At 68.0% G+C, this 14314-nt stretch carries 13 protein-coding genes and 1 riboswitch; of the genes, 5 read left to right on the forward strand and 8 right to left on the reverse strand.

The window, feature by feature from the left end; translation table 11 throughout:
• Genes AC4JJG_RS15555 through thiO form a run of 6 tightly spaced genes read right to left on the reverse strand, consistent with a single transcriptional unit; the run spans position 1 to position 6379 of the window.
• Entirely contained in the window at positions 1-2610 is a 2610-nt protein-coding gene (locus AC4JJG_RS15555) for a helix-turn-helix transcriptional regulator (protein WP_495398542.1), read from the reverse strand.
• A 29-nt stretch (positions 2611-2639) separates the two neighbouring features.
• Positions 2640-3401, reverse strand: a complete 762-nt coding sequence (locus AC4JJG_RS15560; protein ID WP_495399582.1) for an ABC transporter permease — start codon at positions 3399-3401, stop codon at positions 2640-2642.
• Positions 3401-4321 (reverse strand): ABC transporter ATP-binding protein, encoded by a 921-nt coding sequence (locus AC4JJG_RS15565; protein WP_495398541.1) that lies wholly within the window; start codon positions 4319-4321, stop codon positions 3401-3403. The genes AC4JJG_RS15560 and AC4JJG_RS15565 overlap by 1 nt, the downstream gene beginning before the upstream one ends.
• 32 nt (positions 4322-4353) lie before the next feature.
• Positions 4354-5115 (reverse strand): thiazole synthase, encoded by a 762-nt coding sequence (locus tag AC4JJG_RS15570; RefSeq protein ID WP_495398540.1) that lies wholly within the window; start codon positions 5113-5115, stop codon positions 4354-4356.
• 5 nt (positions 5116-5120) lie between these two features.
• On the reverse strand, positions 5121-5318 hold the full coding sequence (gene thiS, locus AC4JJG_RS15575; protein WP_495399581.1) for a sulfur carrier protein ThiS: 198 nt from the start codon (positions 5316-5318) through the stop codon (positions 5121-5123).
• Positions 5315-6379, reverse strand: coding sequence for a glycine oxidase ThiO (gene thiO / locus AC4JJG_RS15580; protein ID WP_495398539.1), 1065 nt, complete (start codon positions 6377-6379; stop codon positions 5315-5317). The genes thiS and thiO overlap by 4 nt, the downstream gene beginning before the upstream one ends.
• A gap of 8 nt (positions 6380-6387) precedes the next feature.
• Positions 6388-6474, reverse strand: a riboswitch (TPP riboswitch).
• 29 nt (positions 6475-6503) lie between these two features.
• Here thiO and thiE point away from each other — a divergent pair.
• Positions 6504-7178 (forward strand): thiamine phosphate synthase, encoded by a 675-nt coding sequence (thiE, locus tag AC4JJG_RS15585; protein ID WP_495398538.1) that lies wholly within the window; start codon positions 6504-6506, stop codon positions 7176-7178.
• On the opposite strand, the gene AC4JJG_RS15590 is transcribed toward thiE, so the two are convergent.
• Entirely contained in the window at positions 7179-7862 is a 684-nt protein-coding gene (locus tag AC4JJG_RS15590) for a nitroreductase (protein WP_495398537.1), read from the reverse strand. It lies immediately after the preceding gene.
• Between the two features lie 297 nt (positions 7863-8159).
• On the opposite strand from AC4JJG_RS15590, the gene AC4JJG_RS15595 reads away from it, so the two are divergent.
• Positions 8160-8525, forward strand: coding sequence for a hypothetical protein (locus tag AC4JJG_RS15595; protein WP_495398536.1), 366 nt, complete (start codon positions 8160-8162; stop codon positions 8523-8525).
• A 9-nt stretch (positions 8526-8534) separates the two neighbouring features.
• On the opposite strand, the gene AC4JJG_RS15600 is transcribed toward AC4JJG_RS15595, so the two are convergent.
• Entirely contained in the window at positions 8535-9014 is a 480-nt protein-coding gene (locus tag AC4JJG_RS15600) for an NUDIX hydrolase (RefSeq protein ID WP_495398535.1), read from the reverse strand.
• A gap of 284 nt (positions 9015-9298) precedes the next feature.
• Between AC4JJG_RS15600 and AC4JJG_RS15605 the strand changes: the two genes are divergently transcribed.
• The 3 genes from AC4JJG_RS15605 to AC4JJG_RS15615 are packed head-to-tail and all read left to right on the forward strand — an operon-like array spanning position 9299 to position 14225.
• On the forward strand, positions 9299-10735 hold the full coding sequence (locus AC4JJG_RS15605; RefSeq protein ID WP_495398534.1) for a GlnX family signal transduction membrane protein: 1437 nt from the start codon (positions 9299-9301) through the stop codon (positions 10733-10735).
• The gene (locus AC4JJG_RS15610; RefSeq protein WP_495398533.1) at positions 10732-11727 is read left to right on the forward strand and encodes a glutamate ABC transporter substrate-binding protein; all 996 of its coding nucleotides are present in this window, start codon (positions 10732-10734) and stop codon (positions 11725-11727) included. Before AC4JJG_RS15605 ends, AC4JJG_RS15610 begins: the two co-directional genes overlap by 4 nt.
• On the forward strand, positions 11727-14225 hold the full coding sequence (locus tag AC4JJG_RS15615) for a serine/threonine-protein kinase (RefSeq protein ID WP_495399580.1): 2499 nt from the start codon (positions 11727-11729) through the stop codon (positions 14223-14225). The genes AC4JJG_RS15610 and AC4JJG_RS15615 overlap by 1 nt, the downstream gene beginning before the upstream one ends.
• Positions 14226-14314 lie beyond the last annotated feature (89 nt).

Raw genomic sequence — 14314 nt, forward strand, 5'->3', positions numbered from 1 at the left:
TCAGGAATCCGCGGTACCGCGTACGAGGATGTCCGCGATCTCCGCCCGATCGGTGATGTCGAGTTTCGTGCATGCCCGGTAGATGTGACCTTCGACGGTGCGCACCGACAGGTACAGCCGCTCGGCGATGTCCTTGTTCGACAGCCCGGCCGCGACGAGATTGGCGACCTCCCGCTCGCGCGAGGTGAGGGGAAGCGGTTGCGCGGCGGTCACCAGGGCGGGTGAGCGGAGGCCACCGCCCTCGGCGGCGAGCCGGTTGGCGACGGCGGCCGACGCGACCGTGGCCGACCGACTGCCCGCACGCTCGTGCAGGACACTGGCCTGCGCGGCGCTGTCGGCGGCCGACAGCGCGTACCCGAGCTTCTCGAATTCGCTTGCGCAGACGTCCAATTCGACCGCGTCATGCTCGGCGTGGGCACGTGCGTGCCGCGCGTAGAGTGCCGCGAGCGGCCCGTCGATCTGCTCCGCCAACTCGGTCAGCCGCGCCACGGTACCGTCGTCGCCGAATCGCGCGGCGGTGTGCAGAGCCTCCGCCTCCACGGCGAACTGTCCCGAAGCGCGCGCGTCGGCGGCTGCCTGTCGCGCCGTACGGACCGCCTCCGTCAGCATGCCGGCGGACGCCTGCTGCCAGGAACGAGCGATGCCCAGGAGTGGACCGAAAACTGCCACGTGATCGCCGTACCGTGCCTGGGCCGCCGACATGGCCTGCGCGGCCGGCTCGGCCCGGCCGAGCACACTGCGCGCCTGCACCAGATAGAAGCGGGCCGGGTAATTCCACGACTCCGCGGACTGCCCGCTGTCCAGACTGGCGAGCGTCTGCTCCATCCGACGCTCCACCTGCTGCACCTGCCCGCGCGCGAGTTCCACTGCGGACCTGAGGATTCCGGCCATCGCCCAGCCCAGATACTGACCGGCGTTGGAGAACTTCACGTAGCGCTCGGCCGCCGCGGTCGCGTCGTCGAGACGGCCCGTGAGGGTGAGTGCCAGGATCTCGCCCAGGCCCGTCGGGAATCGGAGCAGACCGTCGGTCGACACCTCGGCGGCACGCGCGCGGATCGCGAGATCGGCGACCTCGTCGCCCCGCCCGGCCAGTGCACGAGACAGGCTGCCACCGAAGACCGCCCACTCCACTGCCCACGGGAGGGGATTCTCCGCGGTCAGCACCTCGTCCGACAGTGCGATGGCATCGTCGAGCCGGTTCTCGAACAGCGCCCCCGCGGACGCGATGCCCTGCACGATCAGCCGCAGGTTCGGGTCGGTGACGCGCTCGGTCATCAAGCTCAGCACCTCGTTGGCGCGGTGCGCATCGCCCAAGGCCCAGAACAGGTTTCCGAACCGCTGGCCACCCCAACGGATGAGTTCGATCTCGTTGAGGTCGTCGGCGCGGAAGGACTTCAGTACCGCGTCGGCCTCCTCGGCGGCGCCCTGCCACATCAACGATCGCGCGAGCATCTCGGCGGCGTCCAGGCCACCGCCGTCGGCGACGGCGGCGCGGGCGAACCGTTCGCCCATCGGCACGTTCGCGAGCATGAGCGCATCGCGCGCGGCGGCGCTCATGAGTTCGCCGTTGGGTTCCACGTCGCTCTCGAGCGTGAGGTCCGCGAGGCGGATACGTTCGGCGGGGCTGTTCACCTCGCGGTTGCGCAGCGCGGTGACCAGCTTGCCGCGTAACCGCCGCGACGACACCAGACCGAGGCGGTGCCGGATGACCCCACCGAACAGCGGGTGGTTGTAGCGCACCGACAATCGGCGGCCGTCGCGGAAAATGCGGACGAGTCCGTCGATCTCGGCCTGCTCGACGGCCTCCTCGCCGGCCAGCTCGGTCATCACGTCGAGGTCCAGCGGCTCACACAGAGTCAGGTACTTGAGAACCTTGAGCACCGAATCGTCGAGCTGTTCGATACGGCCTTCCAGCAGCGACGCCAGCTCGGATGTGATGGCGGCCTGTCCGCGCAGCTGCCAGACCCCGTTCACCTGACGCAACGTGTCGGCCTGCCGGGCACCCTCCACCAGATGGCGCAGGAAGAGCGCGTTGCCGCCGGACGCCTCCCACATGAGGTCCGCCGACAATCCTTCGAGCTGGCCGCCGAGGACCGACTCGATCAGGTCGACACTCTGCTCCTTGCTGAACGGCGACAACGTGATCCGGGTGAGGTGATTGTCCTTCCACAGCGAGGTCACGGCGTCCGGCACGGTCTCGCCGCTGCGCACGGTCGCGACGATGTGCACGGCCCGGTCGATGGCCAACTGATGCAGCAGGGTCGCGGACAGTTCGTCGAGCAGATGTGCGTCGTCGACGCCGACGATCACCTTGCCGTCGGACAGCAGCGATTCGCGTGCGGCGGCCAGGTAGGTGACCGGATCACTGGACGTGGCCGGACCGACCAGATGGGCGAACACACCGAGCGGAATGGACCGCGCCGATTCGGTACCCGCGACCCAGCGCACGCCTGTTTCCAGCGTGGCGGTCACGTGGCGAGCCAGGGTCGTCTTGCCCACCCCGGAGTCGCCGGTCAGGACGACACCGCAACTCGCGCTTCCGCCGGTGAGCGCTTCGCGGATGATTCGGTATTCCTCCGCACGCTCCACCAGCGGCCAATTCGATGGCATACCGTGAATTCTAGTCCCTGCCGAATTCGTCAGGCATCGCGGCGTTGCACAACCAGGATGCCAATGCCGAAAATCACGATCGCAAAGATCACTATATAAGTTAGCGAACCATAGATATTCCAGTGAAAGTCGACCGCGCTTTCCGTTCCGTCACCGGACAGAAACCTGCTCGCATTCTCGAACGGCAGAAATGGCGCAATGTGATTTCCGATGCGCGGCAACACCTTCAGGATGTTCTCGATGGCCAGAATCCACAGCAGGACGATGACGATGGCACCCGCGGTCTGCCGCACGATGGCGCCCACACCCACCGCGATCACCACGTAGAGCATCACGATCAGCGGAGTGCCCCAGATCTGGCGGATGACATCGCCGTTCCCGAAATCGATATTCATGATGTCGCCACCGGTCACCTTTGCGATGAGCAGACACAGCAGCACCAGGAACAGCGTCACCACACCGCCGAGCAACGCATACACAATGGCCTTCGCCACCAGCACCTGCGGGCGCTTGGGGACCGCCTGAAAGGTGGTCCGGATGGTTCCGAATCGGTATTCGCTGGTCACCGCGATGACACCCATGATCATCAGCACCAGGCCGCCGAACAGGTTGATCCCGACCAGTGCGGCCGACGCCGATTCGGCGGGGGTGAACGGCGCGCCGTCGAGCGATCTCGTCGACACGCCGACGATCGCGGCGAAACCGAGACCGAGAACCACGACGATCCCGACGCACCAATAGGGCGAACGAGTGGAGAGCAGTTTGATGCGCTCGGCATTGATCGACGGAATCACTGCCCGCCCTCCCCTCGGTACTGCACGGCGCCGGCCGTCATCGACATGAACACTTCCTCCAGTGAGGCGGTGGTGCTGGACAATTCGTGGAGGACGAGTCCCGCACGCGCGGCGATGTCACCCACCTGATCGGTGACGACGTCGGCGACCGACAGGAACGGCTGTCCGTCCTGACCGGTGCCCGGCGTGACCCGCAGTCCGGCCTCGGCGAGGACCTGGTGCAGGGCGGGCAGTTGGGGACTCCGCACGCGAACCGACCGTGCGGCCTGCGCGGTGAACTCCGCCACCGAGCAGTCGGCGATGAGCCTGCCGCGGCCGATCACCACCAGGTGATCGGCGGTCAGGGACATCTCGGTGAGCAGGTGACTGGACACCAGGACGGTGCGGCCCTCGGCGGCCAGGCTGCGCATGAAGCCGCGAATCCAGACGATGCCCTCGGGGTCGAGACCGTTCACCGGCTCGTCGAACAGCAACGTGCCCGGATCACCGAGCAACGCGCCGGCCAGTCCCAGCCGCTGGGACATGCCCAGCGAGAAGCCGCCCGCACGTTTGTTCGCGACCTGGGTGAGCCCGACCATCTCCAGGACCTCGTCGACCCGGGATTCGGGGATTCGGCTCGCCGCGGCCATCCACCGCAGATGGGACCGCGCACTCCGGTTCGGATGCACCCAGCGGGCGTCGAGGAGTGCACCGACCTGCCGCAGCGGGTTCTCGAGGTCGGCGTACGCCTGGCCGTTGATGGTCGCGGTGCCCGCCGTCGGCCGGTCCAGCCCGAGCATCATGCGCATCGTGGTGGACTTGCCCGCACCGTTCGGTCCGAGGAAGCCGGTCACCAGACCGGGCCGCACATCGAAGGTCAGGCTGTCGACGGCGCGGACCCGTCCGAAGTCCTTCGTCAGATTCTCGACTCTGATCACGCCACGACCCTATCGTTGCCGTGTCCGGTTCTTCAGCGCTCCGGTGACGACGCGCGTGCCCAGAACCGTTTCGGTATGCGTCCAGCACCGTGTGCGGCCCGCCCGGCCAGCACCGCGTGCCGCATGGCGAGGGCCATCCGTTCGGGGTCGTCGGCGCGGGTCACGGCCGACGCCAGCAATACGGCGTCGCAGCCCAGCTCCATCGCCAGCGCGGCATCGCTGGCGGTACCGATACCCGCGTCGAGGACGACCGGAACCCGGGCGGCATCGACGATCATCTCGATGTTGTGCGGATTGGCGATGCCCAGACCGGTGCCGATGGGCGAGCCGAGCGGCATCACCGCAGCCACCCCGGCATCCTGGAGCCGCGCGGCGAGCACCGGATCGTCGTTGGTGTAGGCGAGGACCGCGAATCCGTCGTCGACGAGCTGCCGGGCCGCGGTCAGCAACTCGACGGGATCGGGCAGCAGCGTCCGCTCGTCGGCGACGACCTCGAGTTTCACCCAGTGTGTTTCGACGGCCTCCCGCGCCAGTTGCGCGGTCAGCACGGCCTCCGCCGTGGTGTGGCAACCCGCGGTGTTCGGCAGGATCGCGATGTCGAGACGGCGCAGGAGGTCGATCATCCCGGTGCGCGAGGTCGGACTGACTCGACGGAGCGCGACGGTGGTGAGCTCGGTTCCGGAGGCGACCAGAGCACGTTCCAGCACAGCGAGATTCGCGATTCCACCGGTGCCCATGATGAGTCGGGAGCCGAAGGTGCGGTCCGCGATGCGGAGCGGGTCGGATGCGGTCATCGTGCTCACCCGCCCTGGACAGCGGTGACGATCTCCACGGTCGAATCGTTGTCCAGCAAGCGATTCCAGCCACCGCGCGGGACCACCTCGCCGTCGAGGGCGATGGCGATCCCCCGGTCCGGCAGGCCGAGGGCCGTCACCAGGTCGGCCACCGACGACCCCGGCGCCATCGGGGTAGCCTCTCCGTTCACGATGAGATTCAGCACGGGATGTCTCCTTTCCGCGGGGCGGGTGGGGTAGCGAGGGTCGGGTCGTCGAGGAGTGCCAGTACGGCATCGGCGGTGTACGGCGCCAACAGGATTCCGTTGCGCCCGTGCCCGGTGGCGATCACGGTCCGGTCGTCGAGCCGGCGAATGACGGGCAGACCGTCGGCCGAACAGGGGCGGGCACCGGCACCCGCTTCGACGAGCTCGTAGGTGCGCAATCCGGGCATGAGTTCGGTCGCATCGGCGAGCAGATCGGCGACACCGCCCACCTCCGGACTGCCGACCGTGCCGTCGTACGGCTCGTATTGTGTTGCGCCGACGACCACTCCGTCATGCCGGGGCACCAGGTAGACGGCTCGTCCGTCGATGCGTCCGCGGATCACCCGGGACGGCGGCGGCACCGACCATCGGGTTGCTCGCAGTCGCAGGATCTCCCCCTTCGCCGGATACAGGCCGAGATCGGGAACCAGCGGGCCGGAGCCGAGACCGGCCGCCACCACGACCTGATCCGCGCCGATGTCAGCGACATCGTCGATCCGGCGGTCCACGACCTCGGCACCGGCATCGGACAGCGCCGTGCGCAGTCTGTCGATCAACAGCCGATTGTCCACGGCCCCTTCACCGTTCACGAGATGACCGCTGTGCACCCGCGGGCCGAGCGACGGCTCCAGCTCCCGGGCCTCGGCCGCACCGACCGCGCGGAGATCGTGCCGGGCCCGCGGATGCTGCGCCCAGACGAACTCCGCGAGGCCCGCGAAATGCGCGGCGTCGGCCGCGGTGGCCGCGACGAACAGCGAGTCCGTCGCCGCCATGACCGACGGTTCTCCCAGTCGCGCAACAAGATCCGGCCACCGGCGCACGGACGCCACGGAGAGTTCGAGAAGTGCGTCCTCGCCGGGCAGACCTTCGCCGAGAGAGCCGAGCATCCCGGCGGCCACCCAGCCGGCGCGGTCGCCGGACGGATCGTCGAACACCGTGACCGCGCGTCCGGCGTCCACGGCGGCCAGCGCGCACGTCAGGCCGATGACCCCGCCTCCGACGACGGCGAGCGTTTCCATCTGCTGTCCTTCCTTCGCCGGCATTACCCGGATCAGGTCAAACGGTCAGCGGCGGCGTCCGCACTCTCAGCCCGGCGTACCCCCGGGCTCCCGTGTCTCCGCCAACCAGCCTAGCGTTGCGCAGGTGACCGTCCCACGAGACCCGATCCGCGAACGCCTCGGCACCGCCCGGCTCTACCTGTGCACCGACGCGCGCCGCGATCCCGCCGATCCGGGTGGGCAACGGCTGCTGGACTTCGTCGAACAGGCGGTCGCGGGCGGCGTCGACATCGTGCAGATCCGCGACAAGAGCGAGGACTTCGAGGCCCGTGAGGAATTGGCACTGCTGGCGCGACTGCGCGAGGTGACCGACCGGCACGGCGCCCTGCTCGCGGTGAACGATCGCGCCGACATCGCCGCACTGTCCGGGGCCGACGTCCTGCACGTCGGGCAGGGCGATCTGACCCCGGCCGACGCACGCCGGATCGTCGGACCGGATGTCGTCATCGGCCTGTCGACGCATGACGAGGAGCAGATGCGCGCCGCCGAGGCCGACGGCGAGGTCGACTACTTTTGCGTCGGACCGTGCTGGCCGACGCCCACGAAACCCGGACGCAGCGCCCCCGGACTCGGCCTGGTGTCGGCGGCCGCCGCGACCGGCACCGGCAAACCCTGGTTCGCCATCGGCGGCATCGACCCCCAGCGGCTGCCTGAGGTCGTCGCCGCCGGAGCGGAACGGATCGTCGTGGTGCGGGCCATCACCGCCGCCGACGACCCGGCCGCCGCGGCCTCGGCGTTGCGCGCCGCCGTCGCCGGTTGATCACTTGTCGACGAAGGTCACCACGTCGTCGAGGTCGGCACGCGAGGTCCGGAACCCGTTGATGGGGGCGTCGGTGTCGGCGTAACCGAAGGAGATACCCGCGACGATGTGGCGATCCTCCGGGATACCGAGATGTTCGTGCAGCACAGGCGAATACGACGCCAGCGCCGCCTGCGGCGAGGCGCCGAGCCCGAGAGCCTGCGCGGCCAGGAGGAACGTTCCGATGTAGAGCCCGGTATCCACCGCACCGTAGGTGCCCAGAGACGGAGCGGTCGTCACGATCGCGACGTGCGGGGCGTCGAAGAGCTCGAAATTGCGGCGCATCTGGGCGAGCCGGCCGGCATGGTCGTCGCGTGCGATCCCCGCGGTCTCGTACAGCTGGAACCCGCACTCGCGGCGACGGTCGCGGTACACACCCTCGTATCCGGGCGGCCACGCGATGTCGGACCCGATCGCGCCACCGCCGTCGACATGCTCGAGCAGAGCCTTGCGGAGTCGTTCGGTTCCCTCGCCCTCGGTAACGACGACCTGCCACGGCTGCGTGTTGCACCACGAGGGCGTCCGCTGCGCGAGCCGCAACAGACGTTCGATGTCGGCGCGCGGTACCGGATCGGGCCGGAACTGCCTGCATGTCCAGCGTTCGGACAGGATCCGTTCGAGTGCCGCAAACGGGGTCGTCGTCATCGGGTCTCCTCTGTTAGTGTGGTCGGATCATGTCACGCACGCTGAGCAAGCTCGTAACCCGCCGCAGCGGGGTCTGATTCGACCGACCCCCCGCTGCGGGGTCGTTGCGCGCTCTTTCGTCGGTCATCATTTTTCGACCGAAACGACATTCAGACGATGCACACACTTCATTCAGCCCGACCATCCTGGCCTTGTGACACACCACAGGGCAGCCGATCCGCGTCGAGTTCCCGCGACCCGTTCGCCACGCGGTTCGGGTGCGCCCTTCCCCGAGGCATTCGTGAGGAGGCATCCGGCATGACCTGGCAAGGATTCGCCGACGAATACGCCCCCAGCGGCTCCATCCGCCTGGGTTCCTGGACCGTCGAACCCGACCGCGAAGACCTAATCACCTGCCGCGCGACCATCGCCTACGCCGACCGCATCATGTCGTTGCAGGCCCAGTCCACCGGACCGATCGGCGCGATGACGTCAATGCTCCACGAGATCGGCGCACCGGTGCAGATCGTCAGCCTGCACCAGCGGAACGTCGAGGGCGCGATCACCACGTTCCTGCTCTGCGAGCGCGACAATCGCCAGTGCTGGGCCTACGGCAACGGCGCCACCGGCGACGAGGCCAACATCAACGCACTCATCGCGGGCGCCAATCGTCTGAGCGAGTGATCCCGCGGATCATTCGCTGCTGATCGACGTGAGACGGGCGAGCAGTCCCGGCCACGCGCCCTCGAAGGCCGGGTGCAGCGGGAGTGCGATCACCTCGGCCTCCGGCACCCAGCGAAGTTCTGCGGACTCACCGTTGGCCACGGTCTCCAGCGGTGCGTCGACCTCCGCGATCACCGTCGTATAGGACCAGCCGCTGGGCGCCTCATGCGTGACGATCGTCGCGACGACCCGCAATTCCTCGTGACCGATGCCGGCTTCCTCGCCCGCCTCGCGGACGGCGGTGTCGACCGCACTCTCATGGGAGTCACGCGCGCCGCCCGGCAGCGCCCAGGTGCCGCCCTGATGCGACCACACGGCCCGGTGCTGGAGCAGCACCGACATCGTGCCGTCCGCCAGTGGCGCTCGCAGCAGCAGACCGGCCGCGCCGTGCCGTCCCCAATAGCGAGAACCATCCGGGTCGATGACCCAACCATCGCCGTCTCCGCGCACTCCGCCTCCGATCGCTGCGCCTCCACGGTAGGGCAACGACTCCGCGACTGGCCACCATTCACGCACGCGGAACACCCAAGATCACGAACCGGACACGGGCTCTTACATCGCGCACCACACCGCAGGTGAGGGATAGGGTGAAAACGATCCCAGAAGACGAAACGTGTGACCCGTCCGAGACGACAGAGAAGGTATGGCCGTGAACGTGACGCCGGTATCAGCCGGCACTCGAGGCCGCCGCCAACTCGTTCCATCGACACCGCACCATCGAGGGGATTCCGGCCGTGACGCATGAGGCCTCGCCGATGCGCAGCGCGTTGACACGCGCGGGCCGCAGTATGCGAGCCGGGCCGACGTCACCACCCATTCGCCAGATCCTCGCCGACCGCCGTGAACTGATGAGCGGCGCCCGCGAACGTACCCAGTCGCCGTTGACGACCCTGCGACATTATTCGGTGACCAGCCCCGGAAAACTGGTGCTGATGCTGCTGGCACTGGCCATCGCCTGTGTCGGCACCGGACTGTACGCATCGTCGTCGCTGGAGAATCGCACGCAGACCCTGCGTGAGCTGATCACCACCACCGAGCCGCTCGCCGAGGCGTCGCAGGTGCTCTACAGTTCGCTGTCCATCGCCGACGCCTCCGCGAACTCGGCGTTCATCGCCGGCGGTCTCGAACCCGCGCAACTACGCACGCGCTATTCCGACGCCATGGCCACCGCGTCCGCAGCACTCGTGACGGCGGCGGGCGGGACCGAACGTGAAGCGAGCCAGGAGATCCGGGAGAGTGTCGCCGACGATCTGCAGATCCTGGCCGTCGACATCCCGGTCTACTCCGGTCTGATCGAAACCGCTCGCGTGAACAATCGCCTCGGCAACCCCGTCGGGTCGTCGTATCTGGGGCAGGCGTCGGCACTCATGCAGGACACGATTCTGCCTGCGGCGCAGCGTCTGTACGAGCGACGGTCGATGGCCATCGCCGATCCGCAGCGGGCACTGACCGTACCTCCGTGGGGCGTATACGTCGTACTTCTGCTCGTCATCGCCGCGCTGGTGCTGGCCAACCGCTACCTGGCCCGCCGGACCCGGCGGAAGTTCAACATCGGTCTGCTCTGCGCATTCGTGGCCGTGGGCGGTGGTGCGATCTGGCTGCTCGTCTCCGGACTGACCTCGGTCGCCGCCACGAACGGTGCGCGCACCGACGGTGCCGATCCTCTCCGGGAACTCACCAGCGCCCGCATCCTCACCCAGCAGGCACGTTCCGCGCAGACCCTGTCGCTGGTCCGCCGCGGGGACCAGGGCAACCTGGAGAAGACCTTCACCGACTCGACCGACCAGATCGACGCGATCCTCACCAGACTGGAAAAGAACCGCCGCGACTCCGGAGCCGTCTCGGACCGGGACCTGCGCACCGCCACCGATGAATTGAACCGGTGGCGCGATCTCGACGGCCGGGTCCGGGAGAAGATGCGGACCGGCGACTTCGCCGGTGCGGGTGTCCTGTCCGTCGGCGACGGGGCGGGCACGACGGCGCGCGCGTACTCCGAGCTCGACGATGCGCTCGTGGACGCCATCACCGACACCCGCACCTCCTTCCGCGACGACATCAACACCGCGCAACGCGTCCTCGGCTTCACCGGCACCGGCATCCTGATGCTGACGCTCTTCGCGGCCGCCGCCGTGGTCGTCGGCCTCATCCCGCGCATCCGGGAGTACCGATGACGCACCGGAGAACGTTTGCGCGCCGCGGGCTGCCGGCAGTCCTCTGCGCGGTGCTCGTCGCCCTGTGTGCCGGCTGCGTGTTCCCGGCCCCCGAGTCCAGGCCACCGGTCGCCTCCGCCGATCGTCCGCTACCCCCCGGCGTCGAAACCGATGTGCCCCGCGAGCCCGCGCCGTCGTCGGAGAACTGCGACGCCATCACCAGTCTGCGACCGCCGGGCACGATGCCGGACGCGGGCAAGATGCCGCCGACCACCACGATGGGGCAGATCCTCGGACGCGGACGGTTGATCGTCGGCCTCGACATCGGCAGCAACCTGTTCAGCTTCCGCGACCCCATCACCGGCGACATCCAGGGCTTCGACGTGGATATCGCACGCGCCGTCGCCAAGGCCATCTTCGGCTCACCCGACCGCATCGAATACAGCGTCCTCAGTTCCGCCGAACGCGTCCAAGCACTCAAGGACCGCACCGTCGACATCGTCGTGAAGACCATGAGCATCACCTGCTCGCGCAGCGACACCATCGCCTATTCAGCGCCGTATTACATTGCATCGCAACGCATCATGGCTATCCGCGACTCGAATATCAAAGGCCCCGACAACCTGGCGAACAAACGCGTATGTGCGGCCCGCGGCTCCACGTCGATCGGGCGCATCCAGTCGATCGCGCCGCGAGCCCGGATGATCACCACCACGACCTGGGCCGACTGCCTGGTCCTCATGCAGCAGGGACAGGCCGACGCGGTGTCCACCGACGACGCGATCCTCGCCGGGCTCGCCGAACAGGATCCGTGGGTGCAGGTGGTCGGCCCGAGCCTGGGGGCGGAGTATTACGGGGTCGGGATCCCGAAGGGACAGGACGACATGGTCCGATTCGTGAACGGTGTCCTCTCGCAGGTGCGCGCGAGCGGTGAATGGCAGCAGATGTACAACCGGTGGCTGACCATCCTCGGCCCCGGCGCCGGCCCACCACTACCGACGTATCGGGACTGATGACGATGGAGGCCGACGTCAACAAGCAGGACAACCCGTCCGATCCGGGCACCCAGGCGGTGAGCCGCGAAGACCTGTGCGCCGACGATCCGGACGTGGGCACCCAGGCCGCGGTACCCGACGTGGGGACGCAGGCCGCGGACTTCGATCCGGGTACCCAGGCGGCGGTGCCCGATCTCGGCACCCAGGCGGCGGAGTTCGATCCGGGCACGCAGGGGGTTTCGCCGGTGCTGCGCGACCTGTCGACGGATAGGGTGTCGGGCCGTTCCGGTCCGACGATCCAGACCGGTGTGACCGCGGCGACCGCACGCGGCAAGCGGCTCATACCGTCGAAGCGTTCCCGTGTGCACGATCGGCGACTGGGCAGCGGCCTCGTCGAGATGCCGAAGATCATCGACACCGAGCCCGACGACGCGGTCCTCACCGATCCGATCATCCCCGAGCGCAAACGGAACTGCTGGAAGTGCGGAAAACCCTTGGGCCGCACCAACGGTCCCGGCAAGGGGCCGATCGCCGGAGAGTGCCCGCACTGCGGTGCACGGTACTCCTTCGTCCCCGGTCTGAAGCCCGGCACGGTGGTCGCCGACCAGTACGAGATCACCGGTGCCATCGCCCACGGCGGCCTCGGATGGATCTATCTCGCCATCGACCACAACGTGTCCGAACGTCCGGTGGTCCTGAAGGGTTTGCTGAACTCGTCGGACGCCGAGGCGCAGGCCGTGGCGCTCGCCGAACGCCAGTTCCTGGCATCGGTGAATCACCCGGGCATCGTGAAGATCTACAACTTCGTCGAGTACGCGGCCGATTACGACGCGCCCTTCGGCTACATCGTGATGGAGTACGTCGGCGGACAGACACTGAAGCAGCTCACCACCGACGACGCGGGCAAACCCGAGCTGATGTCCATCGAGACGGCGATGGCCTACATGCTGGAAGTCCTTCCGGCCGTTGGTTATCTGCATTCGGTCGGCCTGGTCTACAACGACGTCAAACCCGACAACATCATGGTCAGCAGCGACGAGGTGAAGTTGATCGACCTCGGTGCGGTGTCGCCCATCAACGGCTACGGACATCTGTACGGCACACCGGGTTTCCAGGCTCCGGAGATCGTGAAGACCGGCCCGCAGATCGCCACCGACATCTACAGCATCGGCCGCACCCTGGCCGCCCTCACCATCGACATGCCCAAGGCCGGCGGACGATTGCTCGACGGTCTGCCCGACGCGTCGAGCACCCCGATCCTCGCCGACAATCCGTCGTTCCATCTGCTGCTGCAGCGCGCGACCGCCGAGGATCCCGCCGAGCGGTTCGCGTCCACCGACGAAATGTCCACGCAGGTGCTGAATGTGCTGCGGGAGGTCGTCGCCGCGCACACCGGTGTGCCGCGACCGTCGATGTCCACGGTGTTCACGCCGCAGCGCTCGACCTTCGGCACCGATCTGATGCTGGCGCCTGTCGACGGGTTCTACGATCCCGGGCAGGCCGCGTTCTACGATCCGGTGGACATCGCGCGCGCTCTTCCCCTGCCGCTCGTCGATCCGACGGATCCGGCTGCGGGACTGCTCAGTTCGGCCGCACTGTCCGATCCCCGCCAGACCCTCGACTCCATCCACGCCGCCCGCGCCGACGGCTTCTCCTCACTGTTCGACGCCCCCAGCGACAATCCGCACCCGTCGCTCGAGATCGATCTGGCGGAGGCCCGCGCGCATCTGGAGCTCGACGACGTGGACACCGCGCTCAACCTGCTGCGGGAGGTATCGGTGCACCACGGGGATTCGTGGCGCCTGCACTGGTATCTCGCGATCTGCGCACTGATGAACGACGAACCCGAACTGGCCCACGAACGGTTCAGCGAAGTACTCGGTGCGATGCCGGGCGAGGTCGCCCCCAAACTGGCCGTCGCCGGAACCGCCGAACTGATCGGCCGCTGGCTGTCCACCGAGAACACCTCGGCCGCCGCACACAGCAAACGCATCACGGCGCTGTACGACTCGGCCCGTCACCACTATCACGACCTGTGGCTCACCGACCACGGCATCGTCACCGCGGCCTTCGGGCTCGCCCGCCTGGCCGTCGCGGCCGGCGACATCCGCGGCGCCATCGAACCACTCGACGAGGTGCCCGCCACCAGTCGCCACTACAACACCGCGCGAGCCACCTCGATCATCGCGCTCATCCACGGCCGCAACCCCGCCGACGTGACCCGCGAACAGGTCGTCGAGGCGGCGCTCCGCGTCTCCCGATACCCCGACGGTGATCCGCGCAAACAACGACTGCTGCTGATCGTCCTCGGCGGCGCCCTCGGCTGGGTGCACGCCCATCCCGACGTCGACACCGGCTCCACCAAGATCCTCGGCTACCCGTTCACCGAACCCGGGCTCCGCATGGGCACCGAGCAATCCCTCCGCGCTCTGGCCCGCCAGACCCGCCTCAACCGCGCCAACCGCTTCCTACTCGTCGACCTCGCGAACTTCGTCCGGCCGGACTCGCTGTTCTGACGGCTGTCCGAGGAAGATCCGCCACACAAAATTCCCCGGAGAGCGTGGCCGACTGGATAATCCAGTCGGTGTGGCTGTACGGGGAAGAA

The organism is Gordonia sp. B8661-1 (assembly GCF_059427765.1).

Coding starts and splice junctions, on each gene's coding strand:
- AC4JJG_RS15555 (WP_495398542.1), bottom strand. CDS start 2,610: ATGCCATCGAATTGGCCGCTGGTGGAGCGTGCGGAGGAATACCGAATC.
- AC4JJG_RS15570 (WP_495398540.1), bottom strand. CDS start 5,115: ATGACCGCATCCGACCCGCTCCGCATCGCGGACCGCACCTTCGGCTCC.
- thiO (WP_495398539.1), bottom strand. CDS start 6,379: ATGGAAACGCTCGCCGTCGTCGGAGGCGGGGTCATCGGCCTGACGTGC.
- AC4JJG_RS15590 (WP_495398537.1), bottom strand. CDS start 7,862: ATGACGACGACCCCGTTTGCGGCACTCGAACGGATCCTGTCCGAACGC.
- AC4JJG_RS15595 (WP_495398536.1), top strand. CDS start 8,160: ATGACCTGGCAAGGATTCGCCGACGAATACGCCCCCAGCGGCTCCATC.
- AC4JJG_RS15610 (WP_495398533.1), top strand. CDS start 10,732: ATGACGCACCGGAGAACGTTTGCGCGCCGCGGGCTGCCGGCAGTCCTC.
- AC4JJG_RS15615 (WP_495399580.1), top strand. CDS start 11,727: ATGACGATGGAGGCCGACGTCAACAAGCAGGACAACCCGTCCGATCCG.